Genomic DNA, 14,956 nt, shown 5'->3' on the forward strand with positions numbered 1-14,956 from the left:
CGAGGAACACCCTAAGTGAGCTACGCCGCCACCTTGCCATGGACGCTCGAAAAACTGGACTTCTCGCGTATCGACATCGAGAAGGTCAGGCACAACGAAGACCTGTTCCTCCTGCTGTGCAGTTCCTCTTTCGTCGAGAGCGGTTCCGACCTGTACACGCACAACCTGGTCGACCATTTCGCCGGTGACGACGAACTGCAATCCTGGCTGCGCGACCACTGGGAGCACGAGGAGATGCAGCACGGCCGCGCACTGGCTGCCTATGTGCGGCATGTGTGGCCCGAATTCGACTGGGACGAAGGTTTCAGGAACTTCTTCGCGCACTACGGCTCCGTATGCACGGCCGAGGAACTGGAATCCGACCGCGGCCTGGAACTGGCGGCCCGCTGTGTCGTCGAGACCGGCACAGCCAGCCTCTATCGCGCCCTCAACGATGTCACCGACGAACCCGTGCTGCGGGAACTGACCAACTACATCAAGAGCGACGAAGTGCGGCATTACAAGCACTTCTACCAGCACTTCCGCATCTACCGTCAGCGCGACGGCATCGGACGCCTCCGCACGCTGCGCGTACTGCTGAAACGGCTGAACGAGATCAAGAACGAGGACAGCGATATCGCGCTGCGCCACGTGTTCAACGTGCGCTACCCCGACAAGGCCACGGACGATGCGGAATTCCGCCGCGTGACCAGCCGTGCCGAAGGGCTGTTGAAGCGCCATATCCCCGCCGAGATGACGGTGAAGATGCTGCTTCGACCGCTGGATCTACCGGCCCGGGTCAACGCCATGCTGGAATGGCCGCTGACCCGGATCACCGAGAAGCTGTTCCTGCACTGATCACTTCTTCTTCGGCAAAGGCGTCCATTTGTCGTTGTCGAAACCGCCCGTCTCGAAGGTGAGCGTGGTCTCGCCGCGGCTCACCGTCACCACGTCGATGGTGAGCCGCTTCGTCTTCGCCAGGTCCTTCAGGAAGGCGGCATCGTTGCGGAACAGCAGCGCGGGCTCGCCGGTGGGCGGACGGAACGCCTTGATCGTCTTCGCCTTGCCGTCGAAGGTGGCCTTGAGGGTGCAATCGCCCTTGCAGACGAAGCCCTTGCCGGCGGTGGCATACAGGAACACGCTCTGCCCCCAGGCGGTGTGCCGCCGCAGGATCAGGCGCACGCTTTCCTCGCCGGATGGCCGGCTGGACTGAAGGGTCGCGGTGCTCTGGGTACCCCCCTGCATCGGCGAGGTCTGGTACAGCCACAAGGCCGACAGGCGGGCCTTCTCGCTGGCCGCCTTGTAGCCGGACTCCAGCCCGGCCAGGGTCTTGCCGACCTCGGCTGCGGCCGGGGTTTCCGGATAGGTGTCGACGATCTCGTGGCCGAGTTGCACGGCGGGTCCGTCGTTGTGAAGCTTGAGCAACTGGCGATAGGTTTCCAGCTTCTTGGCCGCCTCGTCGGCGCGTGACGTCGCTGCCGGCGCCGCGGGTGCCGGGTCGGAGGGGGAGGAACACGCGGCCAGCAGGGCGGTGGCGGCAAAAAGGGTGGCGATTCGGCGCATGATTTTGCGATTCCGGGAGGGAAGGACCCTAGCTTCGCCGCGACGGCCGTCAGTGGCAAGGCGGCAGGTAGACTGGCGCAAGCTTCCGAAGGAATCGTCCATGTCGTCCCCGCCCCCGGCGCCCGTTCGCCTTATGCAGCATCGCGCCTTCCTGCAATTCTGGTTCGCCAAGAACGCGTCCAGCTTTGCGTTCCAGATGATGTCGGTGGCGGTGGGCTGGCAGATCTACGAGATCACCGGACGCGCGCTGGACCTCGGGCTGATCGGCCTGGCGCAGTTCGTGCCCTCGGTGGTCCTCGCCCTGCCTGCGGGCCATGTCGCCGACCAGTTCGACCGGCGCCGCATCGTCACGCTGTGCCAGACGATCGAATGGCTGGCCATCGCTGCGCTTGCCCTCCTCAGTTTTACGGGCCGTCTACACGAGGCCGGCATCCTGGCGCTGGTTTTCGTCATCGGCGTCGGCAAGGCCTTCGAGTTCCCGGCCCTGCAATCCATGCTGCCCGCCATCGTGCCCACGCACGTGCTGCCCCGAGCCATGGCCTCCACGGCTGCGGCCGGCGAGGCGGCGATGATCGTCGGGCCCGCGCTGGGCGGCCTGCTCTACATTGCCGGCCCGGCGACCGTGTATGGCGTGTCGGCGGCCCTCTACCTTGTCGCACTGGTCCTGATGTCGCGCCTTTCCTACGACCACGCCCCGCCCCGACGCGAGCCCGCCACGCTGAAAAGCGTGTTCGCCGGCGTGCATTTCATACGCCACCGGCCCGCCGTGCTCGGCGTGATCTCGCTGGACCTGTTCGCCGTGCTGCTCGGCGGGGCCACGGCGCTGCTGCCGATCTTCGCCAAGGACATCCTGCACACCGGCCCCTGGGGCCTGGGCGTGCTGCGCGCCGCTCCGGCGGTCGGCGCCCTGCTGATGTCCATCTGGCTGTCGCGGCATACCCTGGAGCGCCGCGTCGGGCCCATCATGTTCGCCTCCGTGGCCGGCTTCGGCCTATCCACACTGGTGTTCGCGTTGTCCACGTCGCTATGGCTGTCGGTGGGCGCGCTATTCGCGCTGGGCGCTTCCGACATGGTCAGCATGGTGATCCGCGGCGCACTGGTACAACTGGAGACGCCGGACGACATGCGCGGCCGGGTCAGCGCCGTCAATGCCATCTTCATCAATACGTCCAACCAGCTCGGCGAATTCGAATCCGGCATCCTTGCCGCTGCGCTCGGGGCGGTGAACGCCACGCTCATCGGTGGCATCGGCACCCTGGTGGTGGTGGGGCTGTGGATGTGGTGGTTCCCTTCGTTGCGCCGGCGACAGGGGCTCGTCTCCGAACCGCTGCCCGTCGAGGGCGCCAGCAGCACCATCTGACACGCCCGCGGAAACGTGTTATTAGGTGGACGTCTATACCGCCAAAGGGGATGCCCGCCATGAAGCGCCTGCTTGCCACCAGCCTCCTCGCCCTCACCGCGCCGGCCTTCGCCGGCCACCAGGGCCCCGCCAGCCTGGACGCCGCCCTGGCGCAGGGCAAGCGCGAGCACAAGCCGGTGCTCGTCGATTTCCAGGCCGTGTGGTGCTACTCGTGCTATTTCATGGCCAGCCACGTGCTCAACGGCAAGGAGTGGACCGACCTCAACACCAAGGTCGTGTTCTACGAGGCCGATGCCGACCAGCCCGCCGACAAGGCCTGGATGACGAAGTGGAACGTGCATTTCCTGCCGACCTACGTGGCCATCGGCCCGGATGGGGAAGAACTCGGTCGCATCCTGGCCGAGCGCCCGCGCGATGTCTTCTACAAGGAGGTGGACGGGCTGCTTTCCGGTGACGCGCGCCTGTCGAAACAGAAATCGAACGCCAGCAAGGGCTCGATGGCGGCGGTCGCCGACGTGCTCGAAACGTATCAACAACGTTACCAGGGCACGGAAGGCATGGCTTGGTTCGACACCTTGCCGCCGCTGGTACGCAACGTGTCCGACAAGGACAAACGCGTCGCCCTGGCCAAGCAGCGCCTCCTGCTCCTGCAGGCCAAGGACAAGAAGGCCAACCCTGCCATCGCGTCTGCGGCGAAGAACATCCTCGCGGGTGATATCGGCTGCGATCGGCCCTATGTGCTCGACGATCTCCTCGAGGCCACGGCGGCCAACTACCCCGAGTCACGGCAGGCGGCACTGGTGCCGCAGAAAGCGCCCTACGAGACCTTCCTCGCAACGCAGGTATTCACCGAGGCGCCCGCGTGCGCCGACCAGCGCAGCGCGGTGCTGACGGCCGCGGACCTGGATGCCGCCCTGAACGACCCCGCCGGTGAGGCGGCCGTTCTGCGCAAGGCGATCGACCTCAGCCGCGAGAAACTGCACGGCGACCTGAAAAGCGACCGCAACGTCGCCGACAACCTGCGCGTCTACCTGGTCCGCGCCAAGGCCGGTGCCGAGCTGGATACCTTCGAAAAGCAGCTCATTGCCGCTTACCCGGACGACTACGTCTACAGTTACCGCTACGGCAAGCGACTGGTCGAGTCGGGCGATGCCGCAGGCGGCCTGCCCTACCTCGATGCGGCGGCAACGAAAGCCTACGGAGCCAATCGCATCAGCGTGGCGACCTACCGCGTCAAGGCACTGAAGGCACTCCACCGCGACGCGGAGGCCAAGAAGGTGGTCGCCGATACCGTGGCCACCGAGGGCAAGGCCTTCCCCGAGCAGACCAGGAAGCTCCGCGAGTCGCTTACCGCAGCGGGTTGATGCCGGGGTACGCGGCGCGCGATGTCAGCTCTGCGACGTGCCGTAGACCACCGAGTCCAGGTGCTCCACCCGGGCGATCGTATCCAGCGGCACGGTGGCCGACCACGCCGGCCGTGCCGTGTCGACCAGCTTGACCACGCCGTTGATGCCCTCGGCGCCCTCCGCATCGACGAAGGTCTGCACCGTTGGCACGACGGATACCATGCCGCTCAGGGTCGATCCATCGCGCATATGCAGGGTGACCTTCGCGTTGTCGCGCAACTCGGCGATCAAGGCCTGCAGGCGGTCGATCTCCCCCGCGCCCTGGTGGATCGTTTCGGCTTCACGGCTCATGGCAAGGCTCCTGTTCGTCATCGAGGGCACCGACGCTACTCCGCGCGCGTCGATGGAATGTCTACATCGCCTGCATCGCACGCTGCTACCCTGCCGGCTCCTCTCCACGAGACGCCGCCATGATCACGGTCCACCACCTGAACAACTCGCGCTCCCAGCGCGTCCTCTGGCTGCTGGAAGAGCTGGGCGTGCCCTACGAGATCGTGCGCTACGAGCGCGACCCGAAAACGATGCTGGCACCGAAGTCGCTGCGTGCCATCCACCCACTCGGCAAGTCGCCCATCGTGGTCGACGGCGACATCACCGTGGTGGAATCCGGCGCGATCGTGGAGTACCTGGTGGATCGCTACGGCGAGGGGCGCCTGAAGCCCGCGGCCGGCACGGCCGAGGCGCGGCGCTATACCTATTTCCTGCACTACGCGGAAGGCTCGGCGATGCCGCCGCTGCTGTTGAAACTGGTTTTCATACGCATGGAAACGGCACCCGTGCCGTTTTTCGCGAAACCGGTGGCGCGCCTGATGGCCAAGGGCGCGCAGAAGACCTTTATCGATCCGCAACTGAACCTGCACCTGGACTACCTGGAAAACGAGCTGGGCGCGTCAGGCTGGTTCGCCGGCGACGATTTCACCGCAGCGGATATCCAGATGAGCTTCCCGCTGGAAGCGGCGGCGAGCCGCGGCGGCCTGGACGCTTCGCGCCCACGGCTGACCGGTTTCCTGGCACGCATCCATGCCCGACCGGCGTACCAGGCGGCCCTGAAACGCGGCGGCGATTACGATTTTGCGCCCAAGCCGGCCGGCTGAATCGCGGCTCAACCGGCCGGCTCGCATTTACACCCTGCTCACGGGGCCGCCCTCACAGTCGGTTCCCGTACGAATCACATGACGAGGGATCCACCATGAGCAGAAATCGCGAGTTTGCGCGCCAGGTCGAAAGCACCGTCAACGATGTGTCGGGGCGTGTCCGTCACTATGCCGACGAGGCTCACGGCGCCGGTAGCGACCTGCTCGACCGCACCCGCCGCATCACGAACAAGTTCGCCAGCAAGAGCAGCAGCCGGCGCGCGCGTTACATGGCCGAGGATCTCGCCGACGAAGCCAGCTACCAGTATCGTCGGCTGCGCAAGCAGGTTCGCCGTAACCCGGGCGTCACCATCGGCATCGCCGCCGCTGCGATCGGCACGTTCCTGCTGATTCGCCACGCGCTGCGCAGCGACGACTGATTCTTCGCATCGGATGACGAGAAAGGGCCGGACAATTGTCCGGCCCTTTTTTTTGGCACGAAAAATCCCGACGGATCATTCCGCCACGGGATGCTGCTCGACGACCTTGTCGACATGCCATGTCACGGACGACGCGCCTGCCATCGGGGCCCGTGCGTGCACCTCCGTCACCTTCAGCAGGTACTCGTTGCCCGCCTTCCAGTCCAGGCCCTCGACGGATGCCGAGGTGACCTGCCAGGGCTGCTTCGGCGTCTCGCGGTATTGCAGGCACTCGGCCTTCACCGCGCCGGGCGTGCATGGTGCCTTCGTGCCGGCGATGTACAGCAGCCGGGAACGCGACCCGTTATCGGGGGCGGTGGTGGCGCAGGCGGCAAGCGAGAGAACGGCGGCAGAAAGCAACACGAGGCGCATGGCGGATATCCGAAGTCGTATGCGAAAGAGAAATAGCAGCATCGTCGCGGCAATACCATGGACGGTGCGTGACGCCTGCATCGGCGATCACCCAAAAAAAGGGGGCCGGATGGTTCCGGCCCCCTTCGACGTGGTGTGTAAGGGCGCGAGCCCGGTCAGACCGTCATCGGGTTCGGCTTGTCCATGTCGAGCTTGTACTCCTTGATGGCGCGGCTGACGTCCTTGGCGTTGACCTTGCCTTCCTTCGCCAGCGCGGACAGGGCCGCCTGGGCGATCCAGTAGCGATCGACCTCGAAGTGGCTGCGCAGGTGAGCACGGCTATCGCTACGGCCGTAACCGTCCGTGCCCAGCACCGTGTAACGCATGCCGTCCGGCATGAACGCGCGCACCTGGTCAGCGAACTCGCGGACGTAGTCGGTCGCGGCGATGGCCGGGCCCTGGCGGTCGGCAAGCAGACCGGTGATGTACGGCACGCGCTGCGGGGATTCCGGATGCAGGCGATTCCAGCGTTCGGCATCGAAGCCCTCGCGACGGACCTCGGAGAAGCTCGGTACCGACCAGATGTCCGACGACACGCCGAAATCTTTCTCGAGCAACTCGGCCGCGGCGATGACTTCGCGCAAAATCGTGCCCGAGCCCATCAGCTGGACGCGCGGCTCGTTCTTCTTCGCCTTGCCACCGTCCTTGAACAGGTACATGCCCTTGACGATGCCTTCCTCGCTGCCCTTGGGCAGGTCGGGGTGGGCATAGTTCTCGTTCATCACGGTGATGTAGTAGTAGACGTCTTCCTGCTCCTGCATCATGCGGCGCGTGCCGTCCTGCATGATCACGGCCAGCTCGTAGGAGAAGGTCGGGTCGTAGGAGACGACGTTCGGGATCGCGCCGGACAGCAGGTGCGAGTGACCGTCCTCGTGCTGCAGGCCTTCACCGTTGAGCGTGGTGCGACCCGAGGTGCCACCGATGAGGAAGCCGCGAGCGCGCATGTCGCCAGCGGCCCAGCAGAGGTCGCCGATACGCTGGAAGCCGAACATCGAGTAGTAGATGAAGAACGGCAGCATCGGCACGTTGCTGATGCTGTAGCTGGTGGCCGCGGCCAGCCAGGCGCTCATGCCGCCCGCCTCGCTGATGCCTTCCTGCAGCACCTGGCCCTTCTGGTCCTCGCGGTAGTAGAGCAGCTGGTCGGCGTCCTGCGGGCGGTACTTCTGGCCGAACGGCGCGTAGATACCGATCTGGCGGAACATGCCTTCCATGCCGAAGGTGCGGGCCTCGTCGGCCACGATCGGCACGATGCGCGGGCCGAGCTCCTTGTCGCGCAGCATGAGGTTCATGCCACGCACCAGGGCCATCGTGGTGGAGATCTCGCGGTCGCCGGTGCCCTTGGTGATCTGCTCGAACGAGGCGAGGTCGGGCGCCTTGAACGACTGGTCGGACTTGCGGCGGCGCTGCGGCAGCGAGCCGCCGAGCGCGCGGCGGCGCTCGAGCATGTACTGCACTTCCTCCGAGTCCTTGCCCGGGTGGTAGTACGGCACGTCTTCGAGCTTGTCGTCGGATACGGGGATGTTGAAGCGGTCGCGGAAGGCGCGGATGGCGTCCAGATCCATCTTCTTCTGGTTGTGCGCCGGGTTCTGCGACTCACCCGCAGCGCCCATGCCGTAGCCCTTCACCGTCTTGGCGAGGACGACGGTGGGCATGCCCTTGGTGTTCACGGCCGCGTGGTAGGCCGCATAGACCTTGTGCGGGTCGTGACCGCCACGGTTGAGGCGCCAGATGTCGTCGTCGGACATGTTGGCGACCAGCGCGGCGGTTTCCGGGTACTTGCCGAAGAACTTCTCGCGCGTATAGGCGCCACCGAAGGCCTTGCAGGCCTGGTACTCGCCGTCCACGGTTTCCATCATCAGCTGGCGCAGCTTGCCCGAGGTGTCGCGGGCCAGGAGCGGGTCCCAGTAGCTGCCCCAGGCCACCTTGATGGCATTCCAGCCGGCGCCACGGAACACGCCTTCCAGTTCCTGGATGATCTTGCCATTGCCACGGACGGGACCGTCGAGGCGCTGCAGGTTGCAGTTGATGACGAAGATGAGGTTGTCGAGGCCTTCGCGACCGGCCAGCGAAATGGCGCCGAGCGATTCCGGCTCGTCGGATTCGCCGTCGCCCATGAAGCACCAGATCTTGCGATCGGACTTGGGAATGAGCCCGCGGTGCTCGAGGTACTTCCAGAACTGCGCCTGGTAGATCGCCTGGATGGGGCCCAGGCCCATGGACACGGTGGGCACCTGCCAGTAGTCCGGCATCAGCCAGGGATGCGGGTAGGACGACAGGCCACGACCCTTGCCCTCCACTTCCATGCGGAAGAGGTCGAGCTGGTCTTCGCCGATGCGGCCCTCGAGGAACGAGCGCGCATAGACGCCGGGCGCCGAATGGCCCTGGTGGAACACCAGGTCGCCCGGATGGTCCGCGCTGGGCGCGCGCCAGAAATGGTTGAAGCCGACGTCGTACAGCGTGGCCGACGAGGCGAAGCTGGAAATATGCCCGCCGAGGTCGCCGGGCTTGCGGTTGGCGCGCACCACGGTGGCCAGGGCGTTCCAGCGGACCAGCGAGCGGATGCGCCACTCGATGGCGGCATCGCCGGGGCTGCGCGCTTCCATGTGCGGCGGGATGGTGTTGACGTACTCCGTGGTCGGGTCGAACGGCAGGTAGCCGCCCGCGCGACGGGTGGAGTCGACCATGCGCTCCAGCAGGTAATGCGCTCGCTCGGTGCCGTCGTGGTTGATGACGGCGTTGAGCGACTCGACCCATTCACGGGTCTCGGTGGGGTCGAGATCCTGGTTCAGGATGTCGTCGATCTGGTCCATGGAAGCTCCGCTCGCGCGTCACGCGCGCTCATGGGGGTCTGAAGAAGCCCGCGGGGTGGCGGGAAAACCTTTCCATGATACCGCAACGTATTCACATACGCGGCGGTATGGGGGATTTGCCTCGTGGCAAACGGGACGATCAGTCGTTGACGACCGTCCTCGGCTTGCCCGCGCGGATCTGCGCCTCGACGCAGGCCACCGAGGTCATGTTGACCACCCGGCGCACCGTGGCCTGGGGCGTCAGGATGTGGGCCGGTTTGGCCACGCCCATCAGGATCGGGCCGATGACCACGCCGTCGCACAAGGTGCGCACCATGTTGTAGGCGGTGTTGGCGGCATCCAGGTTCGGGAACACGAACACGTTGGCCTTACCTTCCAGCCGCGAGTTCGGGAAGATCCGTTCGCGCAATTCGGGATTGAGCGCCACGTCGGCCTGCATCTCGCCCTCCACTTCCAGCTTGGGCACCGTCTTGCGGATCAGGCTGAGGGCCTCGCGCATCTTGCGTGAGTTGCGCGTCTCGCGGCTGCCGAAGTTGGAACTGGACAGCAGGGCGATCTTCGGCTGGATGCCGAACAGCTTGAGGCGGATGGATGCCTGCAGCGTGGCCTCGGCGATCTGCTCGGCGCTGGGATCTTCCTGCACGTAGGTGTCGAGGAAGAAGAAAGTGCCCTTCTCCGTCGCCACCGCGGCCATGGCCGAGGCCTCCGAAACGCCCTCGTCCAGGCCGATGATGTCGGCGATGTATTCCAGCTTGCTCTGATAGGTGCCGACCAGGCCGCAGATCATCGCGTCCGCCTCGCCGCGCTCCACCATCAGCGCCGCGATGACCGTGGGACGCGAACGCACCACCGCCTTGGCCGACGCAGGGGTGACCCCGCGGCGCTCCATGATCGAGTGGTACAAGCGCCAGTAGGCCTCGAAACGCGGGTCCGAATGGATGTTGCACATCTCGAAGTCGACGCCCGGACGCAGGCGCAGGCCGGCCCGCGCGATGCGCTTCTCGATGACGTCGGGGCGACCGACCAGGATCGGTTTGGCCAGGCCTTCGTCGACCACGGTCTGCACCGCGCGCAGGGTGGTTTCCTCTTCGCCTTCGGCATACACCACGCGCTTGGGATCGGCCTTGGCGCGCTCGAACACCGGCTTCATCAGCAGGCCGGTGCGGAAGACGAAACTCGTGAGGGTCTCGATGTAGGCGGGGAAATCGGTGATGGGGCGTTCGGCCACGCCGGAATCCATCGCCGCCTGGGCGATCGCCGGCGGCAGCTGGATAAGCAGGCGCGGGTCGAACGGCTGCGGAATGAGGTATTCGGGACCGAAGCTGGGCGGCTTGCCGCCGTATGCCCGCGCGCTGACATCGGAGGCTTCACGGCGTGCCAGCTCGGCGATCGCCTTGACGCAGGCCACCTTCATCGGTTCGTTGATCACCGAGGCGCCCACGTCCAGCGCGCCGCGGAACAGGTACGGGAAGCACAGCGCGTTGTTGACCTGGTTGGGGTAGTCCGAACGACCCGTCGCCATGATGCAGTCGGGGCGCACGGCCTTGGCGTCTTCGGGCAGGATTTCCGGATTGGGGTTGGCCAGCGCGAAGATGATCGGTCGCGCAGCCATGGTGGCGACCATCTCCGGCTTGAGGATGCCGCCGGCCGACAGGCCCAGGAAGATATCCGCCCCCTCGACGATCTCGGCGAGCGTGCGCTTGTCGGTATCGCGCGCATAGCGCTGCTTGTCCGGGTCCAGGTCGGTGCGCCCGGTGTGCAGCACGCCGTCGCGGTCGAAGGCAAAGATGTTTTCCGGCTTCAGGCCGAGGGTGACCAGCATGTCCACGCAGGAAATACCCGCGGCGCCCATGCCGGTGGTGGCCAGCTTCACGTCCTCGATCTTCTTGCCCGTGACCATCAGGGCGTTGATCACCGCCGCGCCCACGATGATCGCCGTGCCGTGCTGGTCGTCGTGGAACACCGGGATCTTCATCCGCTCGCGCAGCTTGCGCTCGACGATGAAGCACTCCGGTGCCTTGATGTCTTCCAGGTTGATGCCGCCGAAGGTGGGCTCGAGGCTGGCGATGATCTCGACCAGTTTTTCCGGGTCCGTCTCGTCGATCTCGATGTCGAACACGTCGATGCCGGCGAACTTCTGGAACAGCACGCCCTTGCCTTCCATCACCGGCTTGCTGGCCAGCGCGCCGATGTTGCCCAGGCCCAGCACTGCGGTGCCGTTGGTGATCACCGCGACCAGGTTGGACCGCGCGGTGAGTTCCGCGGCGGCGGAGGGATGCGCGACGATTTCGTCGCACGCGGCGGCCACACCCGGGGAATAGGCCAGCGAGAGATCGCGCTGGGTCAGCAGCGATGTCGTGGGCGTGACCTTGATCTTGCCCGGGCGCGGAAGCCGGTGGTATTCGAGAGCGGCTTGCCTCAGTTCCTCGGAGATGGCCATGGCGTCCTGTGGGGGCTTTGGGGAGAGGGGACCGGCGCGAACGGTGCCGCGCGCCTGCAGCACACGATGGTAGCACCGCGACTGCGACGATCCTGCCTCGGGGTGTGTTGCATTGCGACATCCAGTGATATGAAAAACCTACGGTTACTTCTCTGTAAGGCCGACAGACCCACCGCCCCGACCGACCTACGGTGACCGGCCCACGCCATCACACGGACTGTCATGAAACGTCTGGTCGTCGCCGCCATGCATGCCTGCATCGTCCTTCCCGAGCTCGCCATCGCATCGCCGCCACCGCTGGAGGAAGCAGCGTTGCGACGACGCCTGCTCGCACTGCCCACACAGGGCCCGCGCGAGACGGTCGTGGAACTTCCCGTCGAGGACGGCCCTGCCTGGCCGTTCCGGATACGTGACTCCGGCACGCTGCCGCTTGCGTTGCTCAAGCGCTATCCGGGGCTGCGCAGCTTCCGTGGCGCCGACGACAAGGGCCGTACGCTTCGCCTCGATCTTTCGCCTTCCGGGGTGCGGGCCAGCGTGCGCGACGGCGGAACCACGTGGACGTTCCGACCCGGGCAGCCGGTGCGACGCGAGCGAACGGGGTACACCGGCCCGGAGGCGCATGTCGGGGCCATGCCGGGCTCGGCGACCGACACGCCCGCGGACCCGGCCATGAGCGGCGCGCCGGTCACGGCCACCCTGGCCCACGGCGCCGGTGCGATTCGTCACGATTTCCGCCTGGCGGTGGCCGCCAGCAGCCGCTATGTCGCCAGCACGGGCGGCACGGTGGCCACCGCGCTCGCGGAGATCGCCCATGCGGTCAACCAGGCGAACGAGGTATTCGAGACGGACGTCGGCGTGCACTTCACCCTGGTCGACCGCAACGACCGGATCATCCGGCCCGATCCGGAACGCGACCCGTTCGAAACCCATGACCCCGGCATGGCCGCGGTCATGCTGATCGACCGGGACGTCGGTGCCGGGCGCTACGACATCGGCCACGCCGTCCTGACCTACACGGGCGGCGAAAGCCACGTCGGCACCTCGTGCAGCGACGCGCGCGATGCCGATTTCTTCGCCACGCACAAGGCCGCGGCCTGGAGCGGCCACCCGGCGCCCGCCACGGAATCCTTCGCCACCGGCTATCTCATCCACGTTTTAGGCCGCCAGCTCGGCGCGTGGCCCGCCGCCAACGGCTGCCGTCACGATACTTTGGACGATCGGGCCATGGAGCCCGGCGGTGGCAGCACGGCCATGGGCTATGCGCCCGCCGGTTGCGGCGGTGAGGGGCAGTGGTTGCAGACCCGCTCGGACCGCTACTTCCACGCCGCCAGCATCGAGCAGATGCAGGCATGGCTGGCCTCGCGGGGCGGTCGTTGCGCCACGCGACGACTGCGCGACGTCGCGGCACCCTGGATCGATCCCGAATCGCTGGCGGACCGGGCCGTGATACCGGCCCGCACGCCCTTCGTGCTCGACGCGCGCGTGGAGGCCAGCACACCCGATCGCCGCCTCACCTACGCCTGGGAGCAGATGGACCCCGGCACCGGGCAACGCGGCCCCTTGCACGATATGGGCGATGGCCCGCTGTTCCGCTCGTTCCCCCCGGTGGCCGTCAGCTGGCGGGTCTTCCCGCGCATGGCTGCCGTGCTCGGTCACGCGGTCGCCGAACCCGGCGAAACCCTGCCGACCACATCACGCCAGCTCGCCTTCCGCCTCACCGTGCGCGACAACGGCGGCGACAGTGCCACGGTCGCATCGGCCGACACGCGCCTTCGTGTCGTGGACACCGGGCGGGCCTTCGCGGTCGTCGCACCGACGGCAGGCAGCACGGCTCCGGCGGGAGGCCGCTTGCGGGTAGCGTGGGACGTCGCGGGAACCGACACCGCACCCATCTCGTGCCATTTCGTGGCCATCGACCTGTCGCTGGATGGCGGGCTGTCGTGGCTGGCGCCCGCCCTGGCGGTCGACGAACGCAACGATGGCGACGCGGAGGTCACCCTTCCCGCACACCGGGCGACCACGGAGGCGGCCAGGCTGCGCGTGCGCTGCGACTGGCGGCCCTTCTTCGCCGTGTCGCCGGGCGATTTCCGCATCCGATGAACAGGCAGGCCCATGCCGCACGACCAGGGCACCGCGGGCTGCATTCAGAGGCCGAGCGAGATTTCCTCGGCTTCGACGCCCGCCATGTGGATGTGGTTGACGAACAAAGAAAAAGCCAGCTTTCCGGCCAGCCCGTGCACGTGCTGCATCCAGGGTGGCAGGTAGCGAGGTGCGGCGATGTCGCCGGAGGCGAAGTGGGCCTCCAGGCTCATCACGTCATGCAGCGCCAGCTTGCCCGCGAACAGGTTGCGCAGCAGGTCGAGGCGACGCTGGCGCAGCGCCCAACGGAAGAACGTATGCACCGCCAGCAACCCGGTCAGGTACACGTTGTCCTTGGCGAAGGCCGAACCACCGCCCAGCGGCACGCCACGGAACACGCGCTGCGCGGAGTGGAAACTGTCGGCGACGTTCTGCCCGCACGCCCGGAAATAACGGAACACCTCGACGAAGTCGGCACCGTTCAGCGCCATGTCGATCGCCAGGATGCGCAGGCTGATCCGCTTGAGCCGGGAGATGTCGATAGCGCCCGACATCAGCTCGGCGAACACCGCCAGGCCTTCCTGCGTGGCCGTCACACGGGGCGAGGTACGTGCCAGCGACGCCAGCACGGGCTGCTCCCGGCCATTGAGTGCCGTAAGCGAATGCACGAAGGCTTCATGGGCCAACAGCTGGTGGCGGTCGTATTCGGTGAAGCGGACCCCGCCACGCAGGCGGATACGGGTTGCACCGGCCGCCGCCTTGGCCGTCAACTCAGGATCGACCTCCACGGAGATGACCCCGGGCGAGAAGAAGGCATCCAGCTGCGCGGCCATGTCGCAGCGAAGCTCGTCGGCGGGGATGCTGCCGGAGGCATCCTCGGTTTCCAGGTCGGCACCCAGTTCGTCGGCCAGGTCCACGAAATAGCGCGCCGCATCCAGGTTGCTGCGGTTGCTGCCGGGGATCGCGTCGCCGGGGCGGCCGTACAAGGCCACGGATGCGCGGGTGACGCCGTCCGTACCGGCCGATTCGAGCATCTGCGCGGCGATCCGCCAGGATTCGGCCGTGCGCCGCAGGTAATCGGCGATCGGATGATCCTCGGCGGCTTCCGCCTCGATCGCTTCCAGTTCCGCCCGCGTCTCGTTCAACTGCGGCGGGTGGTAGCGAATGTCGGGAATCGAGAGGCGACCAGCACCGAACTCCGCGATCAGGCGTTCTTCGATCGAGGCCGACCACGACACCGTGGGAAGGATACGGATCGCCCGGACGGCGCCGAGGAGGCGCTGGTCGAGCGCCGCATAGCGCCGCATCTCGGCAGAGAGGTGACGTGGGTCGACATGGGCGTGCATGGACGAAGAG

General features: G+C 66.6%; 12 protein-coding genes. 6 read left to right on the forward strand and 6 right to left on the reverse strand.

Going from position 1 to position 14,956, the window contains the following annotated elements; genetic code table 11:
* The first annotated feature begins 15 nt into the window (after positions 1-15).
* Complete coding sequence (locus ACVKN3_RS05040) at positions 16-837, forward strand: ferritin-like domain-containing protein (RefSeq protein ID WP_285404107.1); 822 nt, start codon at positions 16-18, stop codon at positions 835-837.
* On the opposite strand, the gene ACVKN3_RS05045 is transcribed toward ACVKN3_RS05040, so the two are convergent.
* Positions 838-1,542 (reverse strand): hypothetical protein, encoded by a 705-nt coding sequence (locus tag ACVKN3_RS05045; protein WP_354513758.1) that lies wholly within the window; start codon positions 1,540-1,542, stop codon positions 838-840.
* A gap of 100 nt (positions 1,543-1,642) precedes the next feature.
* On the opposite strand from ACVKN3_RS05045, the gene ACVKN3_RS05050 reads away from it, so the two are divergent.
* Entirely contained in the window at positions 1,643-2,902 is a 1,260-nt protein-coding gene (locus ACVKN3_RS05050) for an MFS transporter (protein ID WP_354513756.1), read from the forward strand.
* Positions 2,903-2,961: 59 nt separating this feature from the next.
* Complete coding sequence (locus ACVKN3_RS05055; protein ID WP_354513754.1) at positions 2,962-4,266, forward strand: thioredoxin family protein; 1,305 nt, start codon at positions 2,962-2,964, stop codon at positions 4,264-4,266.
* Positions 4,267-4,290: 24 nt separating this feature from the next.
* On the opposite strand, the gene ACVKN3_RS05060 is transcribed toward ACVKN3_RS05055, so the two are convergent.
* On the reverse strand, positions 4,291-4,599 hold the full coding sequence (locus ACVKN3_RS05060; protein ID WP_285404113.1) for a DUF3247 family protein: 309 nt from the start codon (positions 4,597-4,599) through the stop codon (positions 4,291-4,293).
* 119 nt (positions 4,600-4,718) lie between these two features.
* Here ACVKN3_RS05060 and ACVKN3_RS05065 point away from each other — a divergent pair, with 119 nt between their 5' ends.
* Positions 4,719-5,402 (forward strand): glutathione S-transferase, encoded by a 684-nt coding sequence (locus ACVKN3_RS05065; RefSeq protein WP_285404114.1) that lies wholly within the window; start codon positions 4,719-4,721, stop codon positions 5,400-5,402.
* A gap of 95 nt (positions 5,403-5,497) precedes the next feature.
* Positions 5,498-5,821, forward strand: coding sequence for a hypothetical protein (locus ACVKN3_RS05070; RefSeq protein ID WP_285404115.1), 324 nt, complete (start codon positions 5,498-5,500; stop codon positions 5,819-5,821).
* A gap of 75 nt (positions 5,822-5,896) precedes the next feature.
* Here ACVKN3_RS05070 and ACVKN3_RS05075 read toward each other — a convergent pair whose 3' ends face one another.
* The 3 genes from ACVKN3_RS05075 to ACVKN3_RS05085 form a co-directional block, all read right to left on the reverse strand.
* Positions 5,897-6,232 carry a DUF4377 domain-containing protein gene (locus ACVKN3_RS05075; RefSeq protein WP_285404116.1) on the reverse strand — a complete coding sequence of 112 codons (336 nt, stop codon included), beginning with the start codon at positions 6,230-6,232 and terminating at the stop codon, positions 5,897-5,899.
* 155 nt (positions 6,233-6,387) lie between these two features.
* Positions 6,388-9,081, reverse strand: coding sequence for a pyruvate dehydrogenase (acetyl-transferring), homodimeric type (gene aceE / locus ACVKN3_RS05080; RefSeq protein ID WP_285404117.1), 2,694 nt, complete (start codon positions 9,079-9,081; stop codon positions 6,388-6,390).
* Positions 9,082-9,220: 139 nt separating this feature from the next.
* Positions 9,221-11,521, reverse strand: coding sequence for an NADP-dependent malic enzyme (locus ACVKN3_RS05085; RefSeq protein WP_354513751.1), 2,301 nt, complete (start codon positions 11,519-11,521; stop codon positions 9,221-9,223).
* A 222-nt stretch (positions 11,522-11,743) separates the two neighbouring features.
* Here ACVKN3_RS05085 and ACVKN3_RS05090 point away from each other — a divergent pair, with 222 nt between their 5' ends.
* Positions 11,744-13,621, forward strand: a complete 1,878-nt coding sequence (locus ACVKN3_RS05090; protein ID WP_354513749.1) for a reprolysin-like metallopeptidase — start codon at positions 11,744-11,746, stop codon at positions 13,619-13,621.
* A gap of 44 nt (positions 13,622-13,665) precedes the next feature.
* Here the strand turns inward: ACVKN3_RS05090 and ACVKN3_RS05095 are convergent, their stop codons facing one another.
* Positions 13,666-14,946: a flavohemoglobin expression-modulating QEGLA motif protein gene (locus tag ACVKN3_RS05095; RefSeq protein ID WP_051938486.1), complete on the reverse strand. Its 1,281-nt coding sequence runs from the start codon at positions 14,944-14,946 to the stop codon at positions 13,666-13,668.
* Between the last annotated feature and the right edge of the window lie 10 nt (positions 14,947-14,956).

It is taken from the genome of Luteibacter sp. PvP120 (assembly GCF_054055715.1).

Bases quoted from the DNA above. Each gene is read 5' to 3' on its own strand.
- aceE (WP_285404117.1), bottom strand. From the start codon at position 9,081: ATGGACCAGATCGACGACATCCTGAACCAGGATCTCGACCCCACCGAG.
- ACVKN3_RS05095 (WP_051938486.1), bottom strand. From the start codon at position 14,946: ATGCACGCCCATGTCGACCCACGTCACCTCTCTGCCGAGATGCGGCGC.
- ACVKN3_RS05070 (WP_285404115.1), top strand. From the start codon at position 5,498: ATGAGCAGAAATCGCGAGTTTGCGCGCCAGGTCGAAAGCACCGTCAAC.
- ACVKN3_RS05050 (WP_354513756.1), top strand. From the start codon at position 1,643: ATGTCGTCCCCGCCCCCGGCGCCCGTTCGCCTTATGCAGCATCGCGCC.
- ACVKN3_RS05055 (WP_354513754.1), top strand. From the start codon at position 2,962: ATGAAGCGCCTGCTTGCCACCAGCCTCCTCGCCCTCACCGCGCCGGCC.
- ACVKN3_RS05065 (WP_285404114.1), top strand. From the start codon at position 4,719: ATGATCACGGTCCACCACCTGAACAACTCGCGCTCCCAGCGCGTCCTC.
- ACVKN3_RS05060 (WP_285404113.1), bottom strand. From the start codon at position 4,599: ATGAGCCGTGAAGCCGAAACGATCCACCAGGGCGCGGGGGAGATCGAC.
- ACVKN3_RS05085 (WP_354513751.1), bottom strand. From the start codon at position 11,521: ATGGCCATCTCCGAGGAACTGAGGCAAGCCGCTCTCGAATACCACCGG.
- ACVKN3_RS05045 (WP_354513758.1), bottom strand. From the start codon at position 1,542: ATGCGCCGAATCGCCACCCTTTTTGCCGCCACCGCCCTGCTGGCCGCG.
- ACVKN3_RS05090 (WP_354513749.1), top strand. From the start codon at position 11,744: ATGAAACGTCTGGTCGTCGCCGCCATGCATGCCTGCATCGTCCTTCCC.
- ACVKN3_RS05075 (WP_285404116.1), bottom strand. From the start codon at position 6,232: ATGCGCCTCGTGTTGCTTTCTGCCGCCGTTCTCTCGCTTGCCGCCTGC.